Annotated in this window: 23 protein-coding genes; 13 read left to right on the forward strand and 10 right to left on the reverse strand. The window is 70.3% G+C overall.

Features of this window, described 5'->3' with window-relative positions; genetic code table 11:
- Positions 1-565: protein kinase (locus JHN45_RS38475; RefSeq protein ID WP_201054210.1), on the reverse strand; the 565-nt coding region annotated here is incomplete at its 3' end.
- A gap of 321 nt (positions 566-886) precedes the next feature.
- Between JHN45_RS38475 and JHN45_RS38480 the strand changes: the two genes are divergently transcribed.
- The gene (locus JHN45_RS38480) at positions 887-2473 is read left to right on the forward strand and encodes a protein kinase (protein ID WP_234468608.1); all 1587 of its coding nucleotides are present in this window, start codon (positions 887-889) and stop codon (positions 2471-2473) included.
- A gap of 85 nt (positions 2474-2558) precedes the next feature.
- Here the strand turns inward: JHN45_RS38480 and JHN45_RS38485 are convergent, their stop codons facing one another.
- From JHN45_RS38485 to JHN45_RS38495, 3 genes are all read right to left on the reverse strand, one after another.
- A complete protein-coding gene (locus JHN45_RS38485) occupies positions 2559-3575 on the reverse strand; it encodes a phosphotransferase (RefSeq protein ID WP_201054211.1) in 1017 nt (338 codons plus the stop codon).
- 113 nt (positions 3576-3688) lie between these two features.
- Positions 3689-4090 carry a pyridoxamine 5'-phosphate oxidase family protein gene (locus JHN45_RS38490; protein WP_201054212.1) on the reverse strand — a complete coding sequence of 134 codons (402 nt, stop codon included), beginning with the start codon at positions 4088-4090 and terminating at the stop codon, positions 3689-3691.
- A 49-nt stretch (positions 4091-4139) separates the two neighbouring features.
- Positions 4140-4802: a response regulator transcription factor gene (locus tag JHN45_RS38495; protein ID WP_201054213.1), complete on the reverse strand. Its 663-nt coding sequence runs from the start codon at positions 4800-4802 to the stop codon at positions 4140-4142.
- A 321-nt stretch (positions 4803-5123) separates the two neighbouring features.
- On the opposite strand from JHN45_RS38495, the gene pdhA reads away from it, so the two are divergent.
- From pdhA to JHN45_RS38510, 3 genes are read left to right on the forward strand one after another with little or no spacing between them, the layout of a single operon-like run.
- Entirely contained in the window at positions 5124-6281 is a 1158-nt protein-coding gene (gene pdhA, locus JHN45_RS38500; protein ID WP_200712907.1) for a pyruvate dehydrogenase (acetyl-transferring) E1 component subunit alpha, read from the forward strand.
- 1 nt (position 6282) lies between these two features.
- Positions 6283-7275 (forward strand): alpha-ketoacid dehydrogenase subunit beta, encoded by a 993-nt coding sequence (locus JHN45_RS38505; RefSeq protein ID WP_200712908.1) that lies wholly within the window; start codon positions 6283-6285, stop codon positions 7273-7275.
- Between the two features lie 10 nt (positions 7276-7285).
- Positions 7286-8698, forward strand: coding sequence for a dihydrolipoamide acetyltransferase family protein (locus JHN45_RS38510; protein WP_201054214.1), 1413 nt, complete (start codon positions 7286-7288; stop codon positions 8696-8698).
- Between the two features lie 139 nt (positions 8699-8837).
- Here the strand turns inward: JHN45_RS38510 and JHN45_RS38515 are convergent, their stop codons facing one another.
- Positions 8838-9365, reverse strand: a complete 528-nt coding sequence (locus tag JHN45_RS38515) for a hypothetical protein (protein WP_201054215.1) — start codon at positions 9363-9365, stop codon at positions 8838-8840.
- Between the two features lie 107 nt (positions 9366-9472).
- Here JHN45_RS38515 and JHN45_RS38520 point away from each other — a divergent pair, with 107 nt between their 5' ends.
- Entirely contained in the window at positions 9473-10567 is a 1095-nt protein-coding gene (locus tag JHN45_RS38520) for a DUF6183 family protein (protein WP_201054216.1), read from the forward strand.
- 114 nt (positions 10568-10681) lie between these two features.
- A complete protein-coding gene (locus JHN45_RS38525) occupies positions 10682-11803 on the forward strand; it encodes a DUF6183 family protein (RefSeq protein ID WP_201054217.1) in 1122 nt (373 codons plus the stop codon).
- Positions 11804-11881: 78 nt separating this feature from the next.
- Here the strand turns inward: JHN45_RS38525 and JHN45_RS38530 are convergent, their stop codons facing one another.
- On the reverse strand, positions 11882-12790 hold the full coding sequence (locus JHN45_RS38530) for a D-alanyl-D-alanine carboxypeptidase family protein (RefSeq protein WP_200712913.1): 909 nt from the start codon (positions 12788-12790) through the stop codon (positions 11882-11884).
- Positions 12791-13070: 280 nt separating this feature from the next.
- On the opposite strand from JHN45_RS38530, the gene JHN45_RS38535 reads away from it, so the two are divergent.
- Both JHN45_RS38535 and JHN45_RS38540 read left to right on the forward strand, forming a co-directional pair.
- A complete protein-coding gene (locus tag JHN45_RS38535; protein ID WP_200712914.1) occupies positions 13071-13754 on the forward strand; it encodes a GntR family transcriptional regulator in 684 nt (227 codons plus the stop codon).
- Positions 13751-15067, forward strand: a complete 1317-nt coding sequence (locus JHN45_RS38540; protein WP_200712915.1) for a nitrate/nitrite transporter — start codon at positions 13751-13753, stop codon at positions 15065-15067. The genes JHN45_RS38535 and JHN45_RS38540 overlap by 4 nt, the downstream gene beginning before the upstream one ends.
- 22 nt (positions 15068-15089) lie before the next feature.
- Here the strand turns inward: JHN45_RS38540 and JHN45_RS38545 are convergent, their stop codons facing one another.
- The gene (locus JHN45_RS38545) at positions 15090-15866 is read right to left on the reverse strand and encodes a cyclopropane-fatty-acyl-phospholipid synthase family protein (RefSeq protein WP_200712916.1); all 777 of its coding nucleotides are present in this window, start codon (positions 15864-15866) and stop codon (positions 15090-15092) included.
- Positions 15867-15940: 74 nt separating this feature from the next.
- Complete coding sequence (locus JHN45_RS38550; RefSeq protein WP_200712917.1) at positions 15941-16765, reverse strand: maleylpyruvate isomerase family mycothiol-dependent enzyme; 825 nt, start codon at positions 16763-16765, stop codon at positions 15941-15943.
- Positions 16766-16954: 189 nt separating this feature from the next.
- Here JHN45_RS38550 and JHN45_RS38555 point away from each other — a divergent pair, with 189 nt between their 5' ends.
- Positions 16955-17779, forward strand: a complete 825-nt coding sequence (locus tag JHN45_RS38555; RefSeq protein ID WP_200712918.1) for a carbon-nitrogen family hydrolase — start codon at positions 16955-16957, stop codon at positions 17777-17779.
- A complete protein-coding gene (locus JHN45_RS38560; RefSeq protein WP_200712919.1) occupies positions 17776-18333 on the forward strand; it encodes a hypothetical protein in 558 nt (185 codons plus the stop codon). Before JHN45_RS38555 ends, JHN45_RS38560 begins: the two co-directional genes overlap by 4 nt.
- Here the strand turns inward: JHN45_RS38560 and JHN45_RS38565 are convergent.
- Together JHN45_RS38565 and JHN45_RS38570 are read right to left on the reverse strand one after the other, a co-directional pair.
- The gene (locus JHN45_RS38565) at positions 18330-18821 is read right to left on the reverse strand and encodes an LURP-one-related/scramblase family protein (RefSeq protein ID WP_200712920.1); all 492 of its coding nucleotides are present in this window, start codon (positions 18819-18821) and stop codon (positions 18330-18332) included. The genes JHN45_RS38560 and JHN45_RS38565 overlap by 4 nt on opposite strands.
- A complete protein-coding gene (locus JHN45_RS38570; RefSeq protein ID WP_201054218.1) occupies positions 18818-19852 on the reverse strand; it encodes a GlxA family transcriptional regulator in 1035 nt (344 codons plus the stop codon). Before JHN45_RS38570 ends, JHN45_RS38565 begins: the two co-directional genes overlap by 4 nt.
- Before the next feature lie 52 nt (positions 19853-19904).
- Here JHN45_RS38570 and JHN45_RS38575 point away from each other — a divergent pair, with 52 nt between their 5' ends.
- From JHN45_RS38575 to JHN45_RS38585, 3 genes are all read left to right on the forward strand, one after another.
- Entirely contained in the window at positions 19905-20309 is a 405-nt protein-coding gene (locus JHN45_RS38575) for a cupin domain-containing protein (protein WP_201054219.1), read from the forward strand.
- Positions 20310-20396: 87 nt separating this feature from the next.
- A complete protein-coding gene (locus JHN45_RS38580) occupies positions 20397-21194 on the forward strand; it encodes a class I SAM-dependent methyltransferase (protein WP_201054220.1) in 798 nt (265 codons plus the stop codon).
- A gap of 179 nt (positions 21195-21373) precedes the next feature.
- The gene (locus JHN45_RS38585) at positions 21374-22492 is read left to right on the forward strand and encodes an NAD(P)/FAD-dependent oxidoreductase (protein ID WP_201054221.1); all 1119 of its coding nucleotides are present in this window, start codon (positions 21374-21376) and stop codon (positions 22490-22492) included.
- Positions 22493-22579 lie beyond the last annotated feature (87 nt).

The following is a 22579-nucleotide window of genomic DNA, read 5'->3' on the forward strand; positions in this document are numbered from 1 at the left end:
CCATGCCGGTCTGCGTCATCGAGGTGACCCCGGACTGCATGGCACGGGCGATGCCGAAGTCCATGACCTTCACGACACCGCGCTTGGTCATCATCACGTTGCCCGGCTTGATGTCCCGGTGGACCAGGCCCATCTCGTGGCTGATGTCCAGCGCCGCCAGCACGTCCGCGGTGATCTTCAGAGCCTTGTCGGCGGGCATCGCGCCGAACTGCCGTACGTCCTCGTCGAGTACGGAGCCCAGCGGGCGGCCCTCGACGTACTCCATGACGATGTACGGCATCGTCGAGCCGTCGAGCGCGTCCTCGCCGGTGTCGAAGACGGAGACGATGTTGGTGTGCGTGAGCTTGGCCACGGCCTGGGCCTCGCGGCGGAAGCGCTCGCGGAAGGCCTGCTCACGGCCGAGCTCGGTGTGGAGTGTCTTGATCGCGACCTGGCGGTCGAGCACCGAGTCGTAGGCGAGGTGCACCGAGGCCATGCCGCCCTCGCCGAGCAGGTCGCGCAGCTGGTACCGGCCACCCGCCAGCGCGCGCCCCGTATACCGGCCGTGCGGGCCGTCCTGGCTCATGTTCCGTGTCCCCCATCGGCGCCGGCTCAGTGATCGAAAGTGCCATTCCCGGCCAAGTCTGCCGGAGGGCACTGACACGTCAAGCGCGGTGCCCGATCCGTGACCGTACGCGAAAGAAGAGTCGTGGAAGCGTTACAGGTGCTGTACCGGCGGTACACAGAATTTGCACGGCGCCCCGTGGTACCGATTTGATGGCCGGTCCGTCTCCGGACGATTCCGGCACTCATCCCGGAACGGCGGCTTGCGCCGAGCCTGTAGCGTGGCCGACGGAGACCGTGACAACACCGCGCGCACCGCGGGCAGAAACGACGGCGAGGACTGATGGCACAGCAGCACGCTCAGGGCCCGTCCGACCCCGAGGCGGCTGGCGGCGGAATGTCGGACGCACCGGAACTGTGGGGCAACGGCGGACTGGTCGGCGACGGCCGGTACCGGCTCACCCACAGACTGGGCCGGGGCGGTATGGCCGAGGTTTTCGCGGCCGAGGACGTACGGCTGGGGCGCACGGTCGCGGTCAAGCTGCTCCGTTCCGACCTGGCCGAGGACCCGACCTCCAAGGCCCGCTTCACGCGCGAGGCCCAGTCGGTGGCCGGGCTCAACCACCACGCGATCGTCGCCGTGTACGACTCCGGCGAGGACACGGTGTCCACGGGCGGCTACGGCGCGGGCGGCGCCCAGTCCGTGCCCTACATCGTCATGGAGATCGTCGAGGGGCGCACGATCCGCGACCTGCTCCTCAACGCCGAGGCGCCCGGGCCCGAGCAGGCTCTGATCATCGTCTCCGGGGTCCTGGAGGCGCTCGCCTACTCGCACCAGCACGGCATCGTGCACCGCGACATCAAGCCCGCGAACGTGATCATCACGCACAACGGCGCCGTCAAGGTCATGGACTTCGGCATCGCGCGCGCCCTGCACGGGGCGTCCACGACGATGACGCAGACCGGCATGGTCATGGGCACCCCGCAGTACCTCTCCCCGGAGCAGGCGCTCGGCAAGGCCGTCGACCACCGCTCCGACCTGTACGCGACGGGCTGCCTCCTCTACGAACTCCTCGCGCTGCGGCCCCCGTTCACCGGCGAGACCCCCCTGTCGGTGGTCTACCAGCACGTCCAGGACATCCCCGTCCCGCCGTCCCAGACCTCGAACGGGGTCTGCCCGCCGGAGCTCGACGGCCTCGTCATGCGCTCCCTCGCCAAGGACCCGGACGACCGTTTCCAGACGGCCGAGGAGATGCGCGGGCTGGTCCAGTACGGCCTGCAGATGCTCTACGACCAGGGCGGCCACACCGGCACCTGGAACACCGGCCCGGTGACCGTGGCCAACGCGCAGGGGACCCCTCCGGGGGGCTTCGCCGGTACGACCGTGATGCCCCAGGGCGACCCCTCCGGCACCGCGCAGATCCCGCAGCCGATCCTGCCGGGCGGCTACGGCAACGGCGACGACGGCGGCTTCGAGGGGCACGGCAACCACGGCAGCGGCCGGGGCAAGCTGTGGATCCTCGCCGTGCTCGCGGTGATCGCCATCGCGGCGGGCGTGGCACTGGCCATGAACAACACCGGTAACGGCACCGGCGGTTCGGGCACCTCGCAGTCGCCGACCACCTCGCAGTCCGCCACGGACGACCAGTCCAGCGAGACGCCGAGCGACGACACGACCGCCTCGCCGTCCGACACGGCGACGGACGACAGCGGCACGAGTTCCGGTTCGAACTACACGCCGTCGCGCACGCCCTCGTACACGCCGTCCGAGTCGGCCACCGAGAAGCCTTCGAGCACCCCGTCCGCGACGGTCTCCGAGGAGCCGTCGGACACCCCGACCGCGTCGACCTCGTCGGACCCGACGGACACGGGCGACCCCGGTGACGACGGCGGTGCCGGCACCGTCGCCGGCGCCCTGGGCGCCGGCTGACCTCCACGCACGACGACACGCGCGCGTGCACCCCGTAACAGGGGTCCACGCGCGCGTGCCGTTTTCCGTCGTCCTCCAGGAGGCTCTAGGACACGGCCTGGGGGGCGTACTCCGTGAAGGCCTCGCACACCGCGTCGTACTCCCGCGTCCACCACACGGCGAGCGCCGAGGCGGCCGGGAACTGGGGGTCCGCGCGGGTGTCGCCGCGTTCGTAGTGCCAGCGCAGCATCCAGAAGTCGTTGAGCCGCTCCCACCACACCCGGTGCACGGCGGCGGCGAGTTCGGAGGGCGTGGCCCGCGCGGCCCGCCGGTACGCGTGCGCGTACGCCCGCACCTTCGGCAGGTCGAGCGCCCCGTCGGGCCGTACGAAGAAGATCGCGGCGGCGCGTACGGCCTCCTCGGCGCGGGGCTGTACGCCGAGCCGGTCCCAGTCGACGATCGCGGCGGGGGCGTCGCCCTTGTAGAGCAGGTTGAACGGGTGGAAGTCCCCGTGCACCCACCCCACGGACGCCCCGCGCGGCGGGCGCCGGTCCGCGTGCCGCTCCAGCAGTTCGCGCCGCTCCAGCAGCCGGTGGCGGGCCAGCTCGTCGAAGGCGTCGGCGGGCCGGTGCCGGCGGACGTGCCCGAGGAGGTCGTCGATGAGGGCGAAGGTGTCGGCGGGGTCGGCCCCCGGCACGCACTCCCCGCGTTGCCCCGGCATCACCCGCTCCAGGCTCGCGTGGACGACCCCGAGGAGCGCGCCGAGGCGTCCGCACTGGACGGTGGTCAGCTGGCCGCCGTGGCGGTGGCGGCCGTCGATCCAGGGGTGCAGGGCGTAGGCGTGACCGCCCACGACGGCGACCGTACGGCCGTCGCGGTCGGGCAGCGGCGGGGCGACGGGGACGCCGAGGTCGGCCAGCCGGCTGGTCGCGGTGTGCTGGCGGGCGATCGCCGCCGGGTCCGCGGTCTCGGGGTCGAAGTGGTGCTTGAGGAAGTAGCGGCCCCGGGTGGTGCGGAGCCGGTAGCCGCGGTTCAGGAGGCCCTGTTCGACGGGTTCGCAGGTGACGGCGGACCCGGCGGCGTACTGGCGGAGGAGGGCGCCCAGCGGGGGCGCGTGGGGCACGGGGGGTGGTACACGTAAGGGTGGCACGCGGCCGATGCTAGGGCACGGGACGGGCCCGTGAGCTGCGGTTTGTCACAGAAAGTCACCGCTCGGTCGTCGATGGTCGCTTTCGGTCACGGGGTGGGCCCGAAGTGCCGTTCCAGACCGCCGTCCACCGCATGCACGGTGCCGAGCCGCGGTTCGATGCGCAGGTAGACCATCGCGTCCCGGGCCGGGCCGAAACGCTCGACCTGGTCGGCCGTCGGCTCGTACGGCTCGCACGTGCCGATCACCTGCACGGACCACAGCTCCTCGCCCGGCCCGGCCGAGTCCAGGTTGTCGGCCCCGTAGGCGACGACACTGCCCACGCACGCGTGGTGGTGGCCGTGGCTCCGCGGCATGCGCAGCAGCAGCCGGCCGTCCTGGACGATGTGCCCGGCGAGGGCCAGGAAGGGCAGCGCCCGCAGAGTGGTGGCCACCCTGCCGTGGTCGGTGCGGGAGAGCAGGGCGATGGCCGGCTGTGCGTCCTCGGACATAGGACCACTGTCGGCGTATCAGGCCTCCCGGGGGAGAGGTCTTTGGTCCCTAATGGCGCTGCCGCTCGGCCTGTCTGCGCGCCACGTAGGCCGCCGCCTGCGAGCGCCGCTCCATGCCGAGTTTGGAAAGCAGACTCGACACGTAGTTCTTGATGGTCTTCTCCGCGAGGTGCAGCCGCTCGCCGATCGCCCTGTTGGTGAGCCCCTCCCCGATCAGGTCGAGGATCCTGCGCTCCTGGTCGGTGAGCGCGTCGAACCTGTCGTCCGGCTCTGCGCCGCCGTTGCGCAGCCGCTCCAGGACCCGGGCGGTCGCCACCGGGTCCAGCAGCGACTTCCCGGCCGCCACGTCCCGTACGGCACTCAGCAGTTCGTTCCCCCGGATGGCCTTCAGGACGTACCCGGAGGCACCCGCCATGATCGCGTCGAACAGGGCCTCGTCGTCCGCGTAGGAGGTCAGCATCAGGCACCGCACCGACTCGTCCCGCGCGCGGATCTCCCGGCACACCTCGACCCCGCTGCCGTCCGGGAGCCGTACGTCCAGGATCGCGACGTCGGGGCGGACGGCCGGGATCCGCACCAGCGCGTCGGCCGCCGTGCCGGCCTCGCCCACCACCTCGATGTCGTCCTCCACGGAGAGCAACTCATGGACACCTCTGCGTACCACTTCATGGTCATCGAGGAGAAATACGCTGATTTTTCCGTCTCTGGGCACGCCACAAGTCTCACACGCGGCCTCTTCCCGTGCCCGAGGTGACCGGGATAACGTGCCGTTGTTCCGGCCCCCTGCAAGGCTGTGACCAGGACTTGTTCCCGACTTTGCCGATTTACTTGGAAATCCAAGCAAAATCGCAGGTCAGGAGGGGTTTCACAGAATTGTGGAGCACTGGGTAACGTGCCTGTTGCAGGGCGCTCGCCGGGGCACCTGTCACGCCTGCTCCCGACGAACCGCACCCACCCTGTGCGTCCGTGGGGCGCAGGTGAGCCGCACTGGCACCCGGCGAACCCGGGGAGCCGGACCGACGGAGGAGCACACGTGACCGTGGAGAGCACTGCCACGCGCAAGCCGCGACGCAGCGCCGGAAGCAAGGCCAAGGGCGCCGACCCGGACCTCGTCCAGCTGCTGACGCCCGAGGGCAAGCGAGTCAAGAACGCGAAGACCGCCCCGTACGACAAGTACGTCGCCGGCATCACCCCCGATGAGCTCCGCGGCCTGTACCGCGACATGGTGCTCACCCGCCGCTTCGACGCCGAGGCCACCGCCCTGCAGCGCCAGGGCGAGCTGGGCCTGTGGGCCTCGCTGCTCGGCCAGGAGGCCGCCCAGATCGGCTCCGGGCGGGCCACCCGCGAGGACGACTACGTCTTCCCGACCTACCGCGAGCACGGCGTCGCCTGGTGCCGCGGCGTCGACCCGACCAACCTGCTCGGCATGTTCCGGGGCGTCAACCACGGCGGCTGGGACCCGAACACCAACAACTTCCACCTGTACACGATCGTCATCGGCTCGCAGACGCTGCACGCCACCGGCTACGCGATGGGCGTGACCATGGACGGCGCCGACAGCGCCGTCGTCGCGTACTTCGGGGACGGCGCCTCCAGCCAGGGCGACGTCGCCGAATCGTTCACCTTCTCGGCGGTGTACAACGCCCCGGTCGTGTTCTTCTGCCAGAACAACCAGTGGGCCATCTCCGAGCCCACCGAGAAGCAGACCCGCGTCCCGCTCTACCAGCGCGCGCAGGGCTACGGCTTCCCGGGCGTCCGCGTCGACGGCAACGACGTGCTGGCCTGCCTCGCCGTCACCAAGTGGGCGCTGGAGCGGGCCCGCAACGGCGAGGGCCCCACGCTCGTCGAGGCGTACACGTACCGCATGGGCGCGCACACCACCTCCGACGACCCGACGAAGTACCGCGCCGACGAGGAGCGCGAGGCGTGGGAGGCGAAGGACCCGATCCTGCGGCTGCGCCGGTATCTCGAAGCCGCAAACCACGCGGACGAGGGATTTTTCGCGGAACTCGAAGCGGAAAGCGAGACGTTGGGCAGGCGAGTACGCGAAGCGGTCCGTGCCATGCCGGACCCGGACCGGTTCGCGCTCTTCGAGCACGTGTACGCGGACGGGCACGCGCTCGTCGACGAGGAGAGGGCCCAGTTCGCCGCCTACCAGGCGTCGTTCGCGGACGAAGAAGGGGGTAAGTGACATGGCGGACACCGCGACAACCAAGAACCTGCCGCTGGCCAAGGCGATCAACGAATCGCTGCGCGCCGCCCTGGAGTCCGACCCCAAGGTCCTCATCATGGGCGAGGACGTCGGCAAGCTCGGCGGCGTCTTCCGCGTCACGGACGGCCTCCAGAAGGACTTCGGCGAGCGCAGGGTGGTCGACACCCCCCTCGCCGAGTCGGGCATCGTGGGCACCGCCATCGGCCTCGCCCTCCGCGGCTACCGCCCGGTCGTGGAGATCCAGTTCGACGGCTTCGTCTTCCCGGCCTACGACCAGATCGTCACCCAGCTCGCCAAGATGCACGCCCGCTCCCTGGGCAAGGTCAAACTCCCGGTCGTCGTCCGCATCCCCTACGGCGGCGGGATCGGCGCGGTCGAACACCACTCGGAGTCCCCCGAGGCCCTGTTCGCCCACGTACCCGGCCTGAAGATCGTCAGCCCGTCGAACGCGTCGGACGCCTACTGGATGATGCAGCAGGCCATCCAGAGCGACGACCCGGTGATCTTCTTCGAGCCGAAACGCCGTTACTGGGACAAGGGCGAGGTCAACACCGAGGCCATCCCCGACCCCCTGCACAAGGCCCGCGTGGTCCGCGAGGGCACCGCCCTGACCCTCGCCGCCTACGGCCCGATGGTGAAGCTCTGCCAGGAGGTCGCCGACGCGGCGGCCGAGGAGGGCAAGTCGCTGGAGATCCTGGACCTGCGCTCGGTGTCCCCGCTGGACTTCGACGCGATCCAGGCCTCGGTCGAGAAGACCCGCCGTCTGGTCGTGGTCCACGAGGCGCCGGTGTTCTTCGGCTCCGGCGCCGAGATCGCGGCCCGCATCACCGAGCGCTGCTTCTACCACCTGGAGGCCCCGGTGCTCAGGGTCGGCGGTTACCACGCCCCGTACCCGCCGGCCCGCCTGGAGGAGGAGTACCTGCCGAGCCTGGACCGGGTGCTCGACGCCGTCGACCGCGCTCTGGCGTACTGAGGAGAGGGTCGTGACGACGATGACTGAAGTGGAAGCGTCCGTACGCGAGTTCAAGATGCCGGACGTGGGCGAGGGCCTCACCGAGGCCGAGATCCTCAAGTGGTACGTCCAGCCCGGCGACACCGTGACCGACGGCCAGGTCGTCTGCGAGGTGGAGACGGCGAAGGCGGCGGTGGAGCTCCCCATCCCGTACGACGGCGTGGTCCACGAACTCCGCTTCCCCGAGGGGACGACGGTGGCGGTGGGCACGTCCATCATCGCGGTGGCGGTGGCGGGGGGCGGTGCCGCTCCCGAGGAGACCCCGGCCGCTCCCGCTCCCGTAAAGGAGGAGGCGAAGCCCGCGGCCCCGGCCCGCACACCGGTGCTGGTCGGCTACGGCGTCTCCACGTCCGCGACGAAGCGCCGTCCCCGCAAGGGCGCGGAGATCCCGGCCCAGGAGGCGTCGACGGTGGCGTCGGCGACGGCGGCCGTACAGGTCGAGCTGAACGGCCACGCGTCGGCCGTGACGTCCCCGCCCTCGTCCCGCCCGCTGGCCAAGCCGCCGGTGCGCAAGCTGGCGAAGGACCTGGGGGTCGACCTGGCGACGGTGACCCCGTCGGGCCCGGACGGCATCATCACCCGCGAGGACGTGCACGCGGCGGTGGCTCCGGCTCCGGCGGCGGAACCGGTGCAGGCGCCCAAGCCGGCCCCCCTTTCGCCGGCCCCCGTGACGTACGACACGACCCGGGAGACCCGCATCCCGGTCAAGGGCGTCCGCAGGGCGACGGCGGCGGCGATGGTCGGCTCGGCGTTCACGGCGCCGCATGTCACGGAGTTCGTGACGGTGGACGTGACCCGCACGATGAAGCTGATCGAGGAGCTCAAGCAGGACAAGGAGCTGCAGGGCCTGCGGGTGAACCCGTTGCTCCTGATCGCCAAGGCGTTGCTGGTGGCCGTCAAGCGCAACCCGGACATCAACGCGTCCTGGGACGACGCCGCCCAGGAGATCGTCCTCAAGCACTACGTCAACCTCGGTATCGCGGCGGCGACCCCGCGCGGTCTGATCGTGCCGAACATCAAGGACGCCCACACGAAGACGCTGCCGCAACTGGCCGAGTCGCTGGGCGAGTTGGTGTCGACGGCGAGGGACGGCAAGACGTCCCCGGCGGCGATGCAGGGCGGCACGGTGACCATCACCAACGTCGGCGTCTTCGGCATCGACACCGGCACCCCGATCCTCAACCCCGGCGAGTCGGCGATCCTCGCGGTCGGCACGATCAAGCTCCAGCCGTGGGTCCACAAGGGCAAGGTGAAGCCGCGTCAGGTGACGACCCTGGCGTTGTCCTTCGACCACCGGCTGGTGGACGGGGAGTTGGGCTCGAAGGTGCTGGCGGACGTGGCGGCGATTCTTGAGCAGCCGAAGCGGTTGATCACCTGGGGGTGACGGCGCAGGGACGGCCGCGGATCCGGTGCCCCCGGGTCCGCGGCCCTTCCGTCCGTCAACGGGCGTCGAAGGACCAGAGGACGCCGACCTCTTCGGGGGAGACGACGACGATTCCGCAGTCTCCGATGGACGAGGTCAGTCAGTCCTCGCCGACTTGGACGAGGACGGCGAAGCGGTGTCCGTCGGTGCCGGCGACCAAGCCGTCGAAGGTGCAGGCGGACACGGCGCTCCAACTGTGTTCGTCGCCGTTGGACCACCACAGGGCGTCCGGCCCGAGGAGTTCCACCACCTGGCCCGCGACGGTGTCGGCCTCGGTGCGTTCCATGAAGGTGAACTCCGGCCAGACGAGGTCCTGCGAGGCGAGACGGCCCATCATGGCCGCGGCGTTCTCCGCGGAGAGGGGCTCCAACGCCTCCTCGACCCGTTCGACCGAGGCCGGACCGTCCGTGTCACTGGCGTGCTGCTGCCAGTCCTTCTCGTGCAACTGCCCGATGAGGATGTGCGTTTCAGCGGCGACGGCGGCCAGGACACCCCTCGCACCGCTGCTCGCACCGCCGTTGGTCGGAGGCAGCCGCCCCGAGCGGACGTACACGCGCAGAGGATGCGCCAGCACCTGGAGCCGCACCGTCAACTCGTCCCCGTTCTGGACCACTTCACTGCCTCTCAAGTACCGGCGTTCTTCGTCACTTCGCGAGTGCGTACGGTGTTCACGCAGGGATGCTACGAGAAGGAGCACCCGCACAGCCAAGGGGATGTCCCGGAGGAAGGCGGCACATGACGGGCGGCGAGCGGGACCCGTGGGAGAAGATCGAGGCGTGGGCGAAGGACGGTGCCGCGGAGCAGATCGCGGCACTTGGCGAGAGCCTCGCCGTGCGGCGGCGGGAGACCCACGAGCGACTGCGTTCGCTGGACCGCGAACTCGGTTTCACGATAAGGGCGTTGGCGCTCACACCCGGGAGACGGTTCGTGGAGCAACTGCTGGTCCTGCTCCGGCACGCGCGGGAGGCGCACGTCGGTGACGAGGCCGGTCCGCGCCTGCTCGCCTCCCTGATAGCCGAGGCGCAGCCCTTGGACGACGCGTTGTACGTCCTCCGGGACGGTGGCAGCGAACATGACGAACTGCGCGCCTGTCTCTTCCACGAGTTGCTGCTGCGCGGTGTGAACCCCGAGTTGCTGCTGCCACGGCACACACTCCGTCCCGAGCCCGCATGGCATGCCCTCGCGTGGTTGCCCGACCGGCTCGCGGACATGGAGTACGGCGTGGAGTTCCCCAGCAGGGGCTGTCGCGGGAGCGCCGGCATCCCCTACGACGGTCTGTCGTCACCGGTGTGGGTCGACGCGGCCGTTCGTCGCGCGGCTTCGGGCCACCGGGTGGGCGAGCGGGCGCCGACCGATCTGCTGCGGGCGATCGACGAGCCGCCGCGAGTCGGCGGCTGGGGCAACTACGAGGCCCGGGTGTTCGTTTCCGAGCGGTCGATCTCCCGCGAGGATCTGCCGGGGGTGCTGACGGCACTGCCGATGGACTGTGTGCGGGGGCTCGGCGAGCACGACCGGTTCGAGGTGGAGCCGTACTCGCTCGACAAGGTGTGGGAGACGCTGTACGCGACCGCTGCGGGCGGCGGGATGTACCACTCCGGTGTCTACGGCGCCCACGGGCGGCTGGCCGCGTGGCGATCCATCGCCGGGTTGTGCGGCGCGGGCGTCACCGCGACCGCGGCGGCGGTCGAGCACCGGGCCCGCGCCTGCGCGTGGTACCGGTTCGAGGCCGACTCCGAGTGGTTCTTCAACGAGATCTACGACTACGGCATCGCGGCCCTCGCCCCTGACGGACGCCACCTCGCCGTCCTCGCGGCGACGGACACGGACTGACGGCTGCGGGCGGAGGTGTGTCTGCGGCGGGGGCCCGGTGGCGAGGTGGTTGGCTCTGACGCCGCAAAGCTCACTCAGTCTTGTCGACACTGCCCGTAAGGAGATGCAAGTCCGTTGTCCGACTTCGAGTTCGAGTCCGCCAAGTCCACGCACAGCAGCGGTGACGCGCACGGGGGACCGCCGCAGGGCGACGCGTCGTACCTGCGCAAGCGGGGCGAGCAGTTGGCCGACCGGCATGCGGACGCGGTCCGGCAGGTGCGGGAGTACGAGCGGCAACTGGCCCACGTGGTAAGGATGCTGGCCTTCACCCCCGGCCGGGACAGCCTGGTCAACCTTCTCCGACTTCTCGACGAGAAGCGCCCGTCCATCGGCAGCCCGCGCCCCCTGCTGCCCTTCGTCGCCTCGGTCCTCGCGGAGCACCACCAGGTCTCCGACCTCGTGGCCGTCGTCTTCGAACCTCGCGGGCGGGAGTACCTGAACGAACTCCGCGCCTGCCTCTTCCACGAGTTGGTGCTCCGTGGCGTGCGGACCGACGCGTATCCGGCGCTGCGTTCCGCGGTGCACGTACCCCCGTGGCATCCGCTGTTCTGGCTCCCGGCGCACCGTATCGACGTGGAGTCCGGCGCCGACTTCCCGAGGCGTTCGGTCAACGGCTCCGCCTACGGGGTGCCGAGCCAGCTGCCCGCCGAGGGCCGCGTGGACCTGCCGACACCTCGTACGTCCGAGCGTTCCGCCCTGCACGACACGGCCACGGCGGACGTACGCGAGAGCATCGTCGCCGCCGTGCGGGTGGGGGAATGGGCCGGCCACGGCGCCTGGGTGTTCACGCTGGACGAGGCTCTCCCGCCCGAGTGCGTGCCGGCGCTGCTGCCGACCCTGCCCATGGGCTGCCTCGACGGGCTCGGCCCCACGGACCGCTTCGAGGTCGCCGTCCGCCCGCTGGACGAGATCTGGCGGCTCCTCTTCGACACCGCGTCGATGGGCGGCATGTACGACTCGGGTGTGCACGGCGCGTACGGCCGCCTGTGGGCATGGCGTTCGATCGCGGGGCTCAGCGGCGCTCCGGCGGGCGCGAGCGCGGAGGAGGTGGAGCACCGTGCCCGGCAGAGCACCTGGTTCCACTTCGAGGCCGACACGGACTGGTTCCATGGCGACATCGACTCCGACTACGGCGTGGCCGCCCTCTCTCCCGACCGTCGCCGGATCGCGGTGCTGGCGGCGACGGACACCGACTAGGGACGAGTACGGAGGCGTACGACGAAGGGGCCCGCCGCTGGCATGCGGCAGGCCCCGTGAACGTGTCGGCTACGTCGGTCAGATCGTCGCGAAGCCGTAGTTCAGGAGCTTCGTGGCGTCCGTCGCGCGCTGGGTGACGGAGGACGACGCGAGGACCGTGCCGATGACCGTCTTGCCGTTGCGGGTGGCGGCGAAGACGAGGCAGTACTTGGCCTCGGGGCCGGAGCCGGTCTTCACGCCGATGGTGCCGCTGTAGCTGCTGAGCAGGGTGTTCGTGTTGGTCCAGGCGGCCATCGTGCGGGTGCTGCCGGTCTTGGTGACCGTCTTGGCCGTGTACGACTTGGTCTTGACGACCGTCTTGAACGTGGAGTTCTTCATCACATTGCTGGCGAGCTTCGTCAGGTCGCGCGGCGTCGAGTAGTTGCTGCCGTTGCCGATGCCGTCGAACGAGTCGAACTTCGTGTTCGTCATACCGAGCGTCTTCGCCGTCGAGTTCATCTTCGCGATGAACGACTTCACGCGCGCGGCCCGGGTCGAGCCCGTGCCGAACTTGTCGGCCAGCGCGTAGGCCGCGTCGCAGCCCGACGGCAGCATCAGGCCGTAGAGGAGCTGACGGACGGTGACCTTGTCGCCGACGATCAGGTGGGCGGAGGAGGCGGTGTTGGCGACGATGTAGTCGCTGTACGCCTTCTGGATGGTGACCTTGGCGTCGAGGTTGAGGTTCGACTGGGAGAGAACGACCTTCGCGGTCATGATCTTCGTGGTGGAGCCCGTCGACCGCTTGGTGTCGGCGGCCTTCGTGTAGAGCGTCTTGCCCGTGGCGTTGTTCATCACATAGCCGCCCGCGGCCACGATCGACGGCTTGGTGACAGCCTGCGCGGGTGCCGCGGTCAGGGCGCCGGTCGCGAGCACGGCGCCTGCGGTCACGGTGACCGCGGCGGCTCTGCGGACGCGGCTGCCCTTGATGCCGGTAATGGCAGTAATCAACTGAGGTACCCCGAATACGTTGAATGCCCCTGAGGAGCGGCCCAGTTGGAGGGGGGAAAGAGAAGGGCCGCACGTGTGTGACACGTAAGTAGCACAGAAGGTTGTGCGGTTGCTGGGGCGGGTTCCCCGAAGGTGTGAAACGCCCCCGGGAACCGGCCGCCGAAACGCACATCCGTAGACGCGCCCCGGGCCCTCCTCGGTTCCGGCCGGTTCCGGCGGGTTCCGGTCCGCATCCTGGACGCCCGTCCTCATGCGTACGTGTTGTATCTATGCTGTCCTCATGTCGTCCCCGTCCCTCGCCGCACCCGGTTCGTCCTCACTCACCGTCAAGCAACCGCCCGCCGCGGACCGCGTCTACACCCACGTCAAACAGGGTGTCCTGGACCGGCGTTACGAGGGCGGCACCCTCCTCACCGAGGGCGAGCTCGCCGAGGCCGTCGGAGTGTCACGGACCCCCGTGCGCGAGGCGCTGCTGCGCCTGGAGGTCGAGGGACTGATCAGGCTCTACCCGAAGAAGGGCGCCCTCGTCCTGCCCGTCTCCTCGCAGGAGATCGCGGACGTGGTGGAGACCCGGATGCTGGTCGAGCAGCACGCGGTCCGCAAGGTCGTACCGGCCTCACCGACCCTCATCGCCCGGCTCGAGGAACTCCTCGCGCGGCAGAAGGAACAGGCCGCCGCCGGGGACCTGGCCGGGGCCGCCGTCACCGACCGCTGCTTCCACGCCGAGATCGTCCGCAGCGGCGGCAACGAGATCCTCTCCCGCCTCTACGACCAACTCCGCGACCGGCAGCTGCGGATGGGCGTCGCCATCATGCACGCGCACCCCGACCGCATCGCCAAGACGCTCACCGAGCACGAGGCGATCCTCGCCGCGCTGCGCACCGGCGACGCCGAGGCGGCCGTGGAGATCGTTCATCAGCACGTCGACTGGTTCTCCCACCTGGCCCGGGGCGAGGTCCGATGAGCAGCAGCAGTAGTTCGAGTTCCGCGCTGTCCCTGCCCGGTGATCCGCCCGGCGGCCGGCGCGCCATGGCCGTGTGGGGCATCGGCGTCTCCGTCTACTTCGTCGCCGTCATCTTCCGTACGTCCCTGGGGGTGGCCGGCCTCGACGCGGCCGAGCGCTTCCACGTCAACGCCTCCGCCCTCTCGACCTTCTCGATCCTCCAACTCCTGGTCTACGCGGGCATGCAGATACCCGTCGGCCTGCTCGTCGACAGCCTCGGCACCAAGAAGGTGCTGACCATCGGGGTGGTGCTGTTCACCGCCGGCCAGCTCGGCTTCGCCTTCTCCCCCTCCTACGGCACCGCGCTCGCCTCCCGCGCACTGCTCGGCTGCGGCGACGCGATGACGTTCATCAGCGTGCTGCGGCTGGGCACCCGCTGGTTCCCGGCGCGGCGCGGACCGATGGTCGCCCAGCTCGCGGGCCTCGCCGGAATGGCCGGAAACCTCGTCTCCACCCTGGTGATCGCCCGCCTGCTGCACGGCATCGGCTGGACGGCCGCCTTCGCGGGCAGCGCGCTGGCAGGGGTCGTAGTCCTCGTCCTCCTGCTGCTCTTCCTGAAGGACCACCCAGAAGGCCACGAGCCGGAGCCGTTCCCGCACCGGGGCGCGGCCTACGTCCGCCGCCAGATCGCCGCCTCCTGGCGCGAACCGGGCACCCGTCTCGGCCTGTGGGTGCACTTCACCACCCAGTTCCCGGCGATGGTGTTCCTGCTCCTGTGGGGCCTGCCGTTCCTGGTCCAGGCCCAGGGCCTGTCCCGCGCCACCGCCGGCGAACTCCTCACCCTCGTCGTGCTGTCCAACATGGTGGTGGGTCTGGTCTACGGCCAGATCGTCGCCCGGCACCACACGGCCCGGCTGCCGCTCGCGCTGGGCACGGTCGGCGCGACGGCGCTGGTCTGGGCGGTCGTCCTCGTCTACCCCGGCGAGCACGCGCCGATGTGGCTGCTGATCGTGCTGTGCGCGGTGCTCGGCTCCTGCGGTCCCGCCTCGATGCTGGGCTTCGACTTCGCCCGCCCGGCCAACCCGCCGGAGCGTCAGGGCACCGCCTCCGGAATCACCAACATGGGTGGTTTCACGGCCTCGATGACGACCCTGTTCGCGATCGGTGTGCTGCTCGACGCGACCGGCGACAACTACTCGATCGCGTTCTCGGTGGTCTTCGTGCTCCAGGCGCTCGGCGTCAGCCAGATCCTGCGGCTACGGCGCAGGGCGGCCCGCCGCGAGCGCGAGCGGCTGGTGGCCAGCCGGGTGGAGACGGTGCACGTGCCCGCGTGACATGTCCCGCGTGACACGTCCCTCAGGCAGGGACCAAGGTCAGATACGTGATCCCCAGCACACCCCGGTAGCTCATCCACTGGGCCCGGTGCCGGTCGAGGCGCTCGCGCGTCTCGGCGGCCAGGGGGTGATCGCCGTGCCCGGCGAGCCACACCTCCACGTCCGCCTGGTACCCCGACTCGAACTCCTCCCACTCGTCGGCGTTCGCCGTCTCGATCCACTCGGGACGGAACCCGGCTGCCACCGCCAGGTCGACGAGCGTCGCGAGGTCGAGATGGTCGTCGGCGGAGGCCTCCGGCCACATGCGCGCCAACTCGGCCGCCGTCGGCGGACGTTGCCAGAAGCCCTCGCCGAGCAGCACCCGCCCGCCATCGGCGACGAGCCCCCGCGACGCACGCAAAGCCTCGGAGATCTCGGGAGCGAGGGCGTGGCTCGCACCCACACACAGCACCAGATCGGCCGGCCCGCGCGCCGTCCCCACGGCCGACTCCTCCACGAACACGACCCGCTCCCCGAGCCCCCGCGCCTCGGCGTTGCGCCGCCCGCGCGCCAGATCCCGCGCGTCCAGGTCGACTCCGGTACCCCGTGCCTCCGGTACGGCGGTCAGCACGCGGAGCATCAACTCGCCCCAGCCACAGCCCAGATCGAGCACCGTTCGCGGCGCCGCACCGGCCAGCCGCCGTACGATCCGGGTCGCGCGCTCCTCGGAGAGGGGACCGTGGAAGGTGAGCCGGGTGAGGCGGGGCGGACCGTCGCCGGGCTCGGTGTTCTCGGTTTCGGTGGACGTCACGTCAGACATGCGGCGGAGGCTAGCCGCGGACGGCCGACCACCGACAACGAATTTCCCGCCTCCGGTGACCGACGTGGGCCGTGTTACTTCGTGACCGCGAAGTTCCGCAGTATCGAAGCCGCCAGCTCCGGATCGCCGTCCGCCTTGACGCGGTCCGTCACCGATTCGAGGGGGACCCGCCCGCAGGCCAGCCGGACGTACGTCTCCCAGTCGAGGATCAGGGTCGCGGCGGGGCCGAGCGCGGGGGCCGTCTCCAGGGAGCCGCGGCCCTGGATGTCGACGCGGATCGTACGGAGGAACTCGATCGGACCGTGCACGTCGAAGACGACCGCCGAACTGCGCGGGGCGCCCGAGTCGTCGGCGACCACCTTCGGGAGCGCGGCGAGCAGCACGTCACGGGCGATGTGCGCGCCGGGCGAGTCGAGGTTCCCGGGGCGGCCGAGGGCGGTGCGCAGATCCTGCTCGTGCACCCACACGTTGAACGCGTGGGTGCGCATGGACTCTTCGAGCGTGACCTCGGTGCTGACATGGCCGCGGACCGTCCGGCCGGGCTCCCGCGACTCGTTCCGCAGCTGCCGGTTGCGCCGGATGATCGTGTACTCCAGCTCCGACGTCATCTCCGGCGCCGTGTGGTGGCGGCGCACGTCGACCTGCATCTCCATGTACCGCTGGTGCTCGTTGGTGACGTGGTAGAGGTCGCGCGGGAGGGTGTGGATGGGACGCGGGTCGCCGAGCATCTCGTTGTCCAGCCCGATGACGTGCGAGACCACGTCACGCACCGACCAGCCGGGGCACGGCGTTCGCCGGTTCCACTCTCCCTCCACGAGCGGGGTCACCAGCTCGGATATCGCTTCGATGGAGTGGGTCCAGGCGTCGGCGTAGGGCTGGAGAGTGGGATGCAGACTCACGGAACGGGACCCCTCGGCGGTCGGTACAGGTCGGTACAGGTCGGGTGGCAGGCGTCGTTGCCAGCGGGAGGTGGCTGTCGGCGGGCGTCTTGGAACGCTAAGTTACGCTGCTGTGAGGCACCCCGGCAGTGCTTTCGTGTGACGATCGTAGGCCCGTGTGAACGGCTCGAATGCCAGGACGGTGGTAGTGTGCGCGCCTCTCTGATCCAGATCGCCGTAGAAGAGGGCGAATCGGTCGAATCTCGTCGGGTCCGGATGGGCGATCTCGTCCGCGAACAGGCGGGCGCCGACCTGGTCGTCCTCCCGGAGCTGTGGACCACGGGCGCGTTCGCCTACGAGCTGTTCGGCAGCGAGGCCGAGCCGCTGGAGGGGCCGACCTACGAGGCGATGGCCAAGGCGGCGAGCGACGCGGGCGTCTGGCTGCACGCGGGCTCGATCCCGGAACGGACGGCATCCGACAGCGGCTCCGCCGCGGGCGACGGCCCCCTCTACAACACGTCCCTCGTCTTCTCCCCCTCCGGCGAACTGGCCGCCGCCTACCGCAAGATCCACCGCTTCGGCTTCGACAAGGGCGAGGCCGTACTGATGGGCGCGGGCGGCGAACTGGTGACGGTCCGTCTGCCCCAGACGGTCATCGGTCTTGCCACCTGCTACGACCTCCGTTTCCCCGAACTCTTCCGCGGCCTCGTCGACGCCGGCGCCGAGACCCTCGTCCTGTCGGCGGGCTGGCCCGAGCGCCGCCGCTCCCACTGGACCCTCCTCGCCAAGGCCCGCGCGGTCGAGAACCAGTCGTTCGTCCTCGCATGCGGAACGGCCGGTACGCACGCCGGAGTTCCCCAGGCCGGTCACTCGATCGTGGTCGATCCCTGGGGCGAGGTCCTCGCGGAGGCGGGCGCCGGCGAGGAGGTCCTCACGGTGGAATTCGACCCGGCGCGGGTGTCCGTGACGCGCGAACAGTTCCCGGCGCTCAAGGACCGCGTGCTGGGGCTGGAACGTCCACGGCACGCGGGGTGAGCGGCAGAACCGGGCGGACCCTTGCCGCACTGAAGCGCGCTTTCTGGGCCGTTGACCGCGCCTTCGGCGGAGCGGTTCCGCCGCCCCGGCCGATGGTGTTCGCCGCCAGGAACGCGACGGGCTGCGCGACGGTTGCGGCCCTCCTCGTCGCGGTCCCCGTCGGTCTGGCCCTCTCGGTCTTCACCGACCCGGCCTGGGGCTGTCTCCTGTGGACCGTCCTCGTCGGCACGGGCGCGTGGCTGCTGTTCTGGGCGTTCCTGAGCTTCGAACGCCGCTGCCAGGCCCGCTACGAGCGCGTCGGCTACGACCTCGCGCCGCGCGACTCCGGGGCGGCGCCCGCCGGCGTCCGGGTCGTAATCATGGGGCTGCTCATCTCGTGGGTCCCCATGACGCTGTTCGTCTGGCTCCTGGGCAGGCTGGACGACGCCCCTCCCAGCTGGACGGACAGCGCGGTTCTCGCCGCGCTGGCCGTCGTCTGCATGAGCTTCGCCCAGCACCTGAGGGAACGTCGCCGGACCCGCGCCCGCAAGGCAGCCGACACGGAAGCGCGCTAGTCCTCCCGCTCCTTCTCCGCGAGGTGGATCACGCACACCGCCACCGCGATCAGCAGCGCCGCGTCCGCGTCCTCCCGGACGATGTCGACGCCGTACGTCTCCCGGATGTGCAGCCAGCGCCGGGAGATCTGCGCGAGCAGCTCACCGTCGTAGTCGACGCCGAACTCGCGGTCCAGGATCTTGCCGCTGACGTCGAGTTCGGTGCCGTCCACCAGGGACACCCGATAGTGGTTGCGCAGCAGCGAGAACCGCTTGCGTCTGATCGTCGCGAGGGGCTCGCCGTCCCGTTCGATCACCATCGTGTCGCGCAGGGCGAGCATCTTCTTGTGGATGTCGATGAGCACGCGCCCGTGCGTGTCCTTCAACTCGAAGGTGTCCCTGATCCGCATGGCCTTGCCGTCGACCAGGAACACCTTGTTGCCGTGCTGGTCCTCGATCCAGTAATCCTCACCGAAGCCGAGGATCCGATCGCGTACGAGGAATCTCATGACATTACGGCTTCCCCGGCAGCCGGTCCGAAACGCCGCCGGTAGGCCGACGGGCTCAATCCGGTCTCCTTCCGCAGTCGTACGCGCAGATTCGCACCGGTGCCGAGCCCGCACCGCGCGGCCACCACGTCCAGCCGTTCCTCCCCGCGCTCGATCAACTGGCAGGCCAGGGCCACCCGCTCCCCGGTGAGCCACGCCAGCGGGGTCGTCCCGAGCTGGGCCCGGAAACGCCGGTGCAGGGTTGCGGGGGAGACGGCCGCGCGGGTGGCCAGCCCGGCCACCGTCAACGGCTCCCCCAGCCGTTCCTGCGCCCACGCGAGCAGCGGCGCGAGCGACTCGTCCGGCACATCCGGAATCGGCCGCTCCACGAACTGCCGTTGCCCACCGTCCCGATGGGCCGCGAAAACGAGCCTCCTGGAGACCGCGTTGGCGATCTCGGCGCCATGGTCACGCCGTACGACATGCAGCCCCAGGTCGAGCGCGGCGGCGCTGCCGGAGGCGGTGAGGATGTCGCCGTCGTCCACGAAGAGGACGTCCGGTTCGAGCCGCACGCGCGGGTGCAGGGTGCGGAAGCGGTCGGCCCACATCCAGTGGGTGGTGGCCCGGCGCCCGTCCAGCAGCCCGGCCTCGGCGAGCGCGAAGCTCCCGGTGCACAGGCTCATGACACGGCCCCCGCGCGCGTGGGTGCGCCGGATGGCGTCCAGGACGGCGGCCCCGCGCGGTACGACGTTGTCGGGTCGTCCCGGTACGACGAGGGTGTCGGCCGAGTCCACCGCGTCCAGGCCGTGCGCTCCGGTGAGGGTGAAGAACCCGTGGTTCATGCGCACCTCACGCGCGGGCGTGCACACCAGGATCTCGTACAGCGGCCCGCAGAGCCCGAGTTCGGGCCGGGGCAGCCCGAACAGCTCGGTGGCGACGCCCACTTCGAAGGGGTTGGTGCCCTCGTCGACGATGACGGCGACGCGATGCGGACGCTTCGGGAGCTTCGGTTGCTTCGCGAGCTTCGGTTGCTGAGAGGATCCTTGCGGCATGTGCGATTCCTAGCACTCGTCCGCCGGATACGACACCCCGCACGCTGACCCCATGGAATCCATCGCGCCCATCGCACCTGTCGCCCTCTCCGCCGCGTTCGCGTCCTTCACCGACCGCTGGAGCCCCCGCATCGTCGCCACCGTCAACGACTACGACGTACGCGTGGCGAAGGTCGAGGGCGAACATCTCTGGCACACCCACGACCACACCGACGAGTTCTTCCTGGTCCTGGCCGGCGAACTGCACATCGCGCTGCGCGAGCCGGCGGGGGAGCGCACGGTCGTCCTCCCCAAGGGCAGCGTCTTCACGGTCCCGCGCGGCACGGAGCACAAGCCCTACGCCCCGGTCCCCTCCGAGATCCTGCTCCTCGAACCGACCGGCACGCTCACGGTCGGCGACCAGCACGGGGAGATCCCGGCGCACGTGGACGCGACGACGGGGCACACCCTGAACTGACCCTCCGCCCGCCAATTCCGTTGAGCCCGCGCTCCGCGATCGTGTTGGCTGGCGGTACCGGACGGTCAGTACCGCAGGGAGTTGAACGTGCAGGACAGTGATGTCGACCCCGTCGCCCACAATCGGGTGGCCTGGGACAAGTACGTCCAAGAGGGCAACGAGTGGTCGACGCCGGTGAGTTCGGAGGAGGTCGAGCGCGCCCGCACGGGCGACTGGTCGGTCGTTCTCGTCGGGCACGAGCCGGTCGACCGCTCCTGGCTGCCGGCGGACCTGACCGGCAAAGACGTGCTGTGCCTGGCCTCCGGCGGTGGCCAACAGGGTCCGATCCTCGCCGCGGCGGGGGCGCGGGTCACCGTGTTCGACAACTCACCCGGCCAGCTAGGCCAGGACCAGTTGGTGGCGGCACGCGACGGACTCGAACTCCGCCTCCGCACCGTCCTGGGCGACATGCGCGACCTCGGCGCCTTCGGCGACGCGACGTTCGACGTCGTGTTCCATCCGGTCTCCAACCTGTTCGTACCGGACCTGGCACCGGTGTGGCGGGAGTGCTTCCGCGTCCTGCGACCGGGCGGAACCCTGCTCGCGGGCTTCCTCAACCCTGATGTCTACCTGTTCGACCACGAGGCGCTCGACGAGCGCGGCGAACTGATCGTCGTACACAAGCTGCCCTACAGCGATGTCACGCAGTACTCCGCCGAGGAACGCGCCACGAAGTTCGGCGCGGATGCCGCTCTCGAATACAGCCACACCCTCACCGGCCAGATCGGCGGGCAGCTCGCCGCGGGGTTCCTCCTCACCGGCTTCGCGGAAGCGCCGCACCAGTCGGACGCGTCCGCCCCATACCTGTCGCACTATTTCGCGACGCGGGCGGTCAAGCCGGGCTGACGCCTGGCGGCGCGCCCGTGGTGTCGGTACTGGTACCGGTGTCGGTGTGGTGTCGGTGTGGTGTCGGTGGTCGGTGACGTGTGCCGTTGAGCTGTCGGATCTTTGTCGGCGGGGTCTGGAACGTTTCGGACAGATCCTGCCGGACGTCATCCGGCAGGCGCGAAACGCGAGGAATCACCATGACCACTCACGTCACGATCATCGGTGCCGGACTCGGCGGTCTCACGCTCGCCCGTGTCCTGCACGTCCATGGAATCCCCTCGACGGTCTACGAGGCGGAGCCCTCCGCGACGACGCGCACACAGGGCGGGCTGCTCGACATCCGCGACTACAACGGCCAACTGGCCCTTCAGGCGGCCGACTTGATGGACGAGTTCCGCGCCATAGTCCTGGAGGGACGCCAGGCGATGCGGGTCCTGGACCGCGACGGGAAGACCCTTCTCGACCTGCCGGACGACGGTACGGGCGGCAGCCCCGAGGTGCTGCGCGGCGAGCTACGGCAGTTGCTGCTCGACTCGCTCCCGGCCGGCACCGTCCGGTGGGGGCACAAGGTCGGCGGTATCCGTTCCCTCGGTGAGGGTCGGCACGAGGTGACCTTCGCCGACGGCACGACCGTCGTCACCGGCCTGCTGGTCGGCGCGGACGGCGCCTGGTCGAGGGTCCGGCGACCGCTGTCCGACGCGACGCCCGAGTACATCGGCATCTCGTTCGTCGAGACGTACTTGTTCGACGGCGACACCCGGCACCCGACCAGTGCGAAGACGCTGGGCGCCGGAGCGACGATGGCCCTCGAACCGGGAAAGGGGATCATGGCTCACCGGGAGCGCGAGGGGAACATCCACTCCTGGGTGATGCTCGCCAAGCCGCGGGACTGGTTCGAGGCGATCGATTTCACCGACCCCGTCGCGGCCACGGGACGGATCGCCCGGGAATTCGACGACTGGGCGCCGGAACTCACCGCACTGATCACCGACGGTGAGACCCCTCCGGTCCTGCGCACCCTCCACACCCTGCCCGCCGACCACCGCTGGGACCGGACACCCGGGGTGACCCTGATCGGCGACGCGGCACACCTCACGGGCCCGAACGGCGAGGGCGCCAACCTGGCGATGTACGACGGCGCGGAACTAGGAAAGGCGATCGCTGCTCACCCCGACGACATAGAGACCGCACTCACCGAGTACGAGCAGGCGATGTTCCCCCGCAGTGCAGCATCTGCGGCCGAACAACCCGACCTCCACGAGGTCTTGGGCGAGGACACTCCCCACAACCTGCTCAACAGGTTCGCCGGGAGCTGAACGGAAGCGGGTCACACCCTGAACTGACCCTTCAGCGCGGTGAGTAGGGCGTTCAGGGCGGTGGGGGCGGGTGTGAGGAGCGTGGCG

Origin of the sequence: Streptomyces sp. MBT53 (genome assembly GCF_016654115.1) — a bacterium.
GTDB lineage: Bacteria > Actinomycetota > Actinomycetes > Streptomycetales > Streptomycetaceae > Streptomyces.

Excerpts from the sequence above, each read along its gene's own strand:
- JHN45_RS38480 (WP_234468608.1), top strand. The coding sequence starts at position 887 with ATGGCACAGCAGCACGCTCAGGGCCCGTCCGACCCCGAGGCGGCTGGC.
- JHN45_RS38540 (WP_200712915.1), top strand. The coding sequence starts at position 13,751 with ATGAGCAGCAGCAGTAGTTCGAGTTCCGCGCTGTCCCTGCCCGGTGAT.
- JHN45_RS38520 (WP_201054216.1), top strand. The coding sequence starts at position 9,473 with ATGACGGGCGGCGAGCGGGACCCGTGGGAGAAGATCGAGGCGTGGGCG.
- JHN45_RS38575 (WP_201054219.1), top strand. The coding sequence starts at position 19,905 with ATGGAATCCATCGCGCCCATCGCACCTGTCGCCCTCTCCGCCGCGTTC.
- JHN45_RS38490 (WP_201054212.1), bottom strand. The coding sequence starts at position 4,090 with ATGTCCGAGGACGCACAGCCGGCCATCGCCCTGCTCTCCCGCACCGAC.
- JHN45_RS38545 (WP_200712916.1), bottom strand. The coding sequence starts at position 15,866 with ATGTCTGACGTGACGTCCACCGAAACCGAGAACACCGAGCCCGGCGAC.
- JHN45_RS38570 (WP_201054218.1), bottom strand. The coding sequence starts at position 19,852 with ATGCCGCAAGGATCCTCTCAGCAACCGAAGCTCGCGAAGCAACCGAAG.
- JHN45_RS38535 (WP_200712914.1), top strand. The coding sequence starts at position 13,071 with ATGTCGTCCCCGTCCCTCGCCGCACCCGGTTCGTCCTCACTCACCGTC.
- JHN45_RS38565 (WP_200712920.1), bottom strand. The coding sequence starts at position 18,821 with ATGAGATTCCTCGTACGCGATCGGATCCTCGGCTTCGGTGAGGATTAC.
- JHN45_RS38505 (WP_200712908.1), top strand. The coding sequence starts at position 6,283 with ATGGCGGACACCGCGACAACCAAGAACCTGCCGCTGGCCAAGGCGATC.
- JHN45_RS38585 (WP_201054221.1), top strand. The coding sequence starts at position 21,374 with ATGACCACTCACGTCACGATCATCGGTGCCGGACTCGGCGGTCTCACG.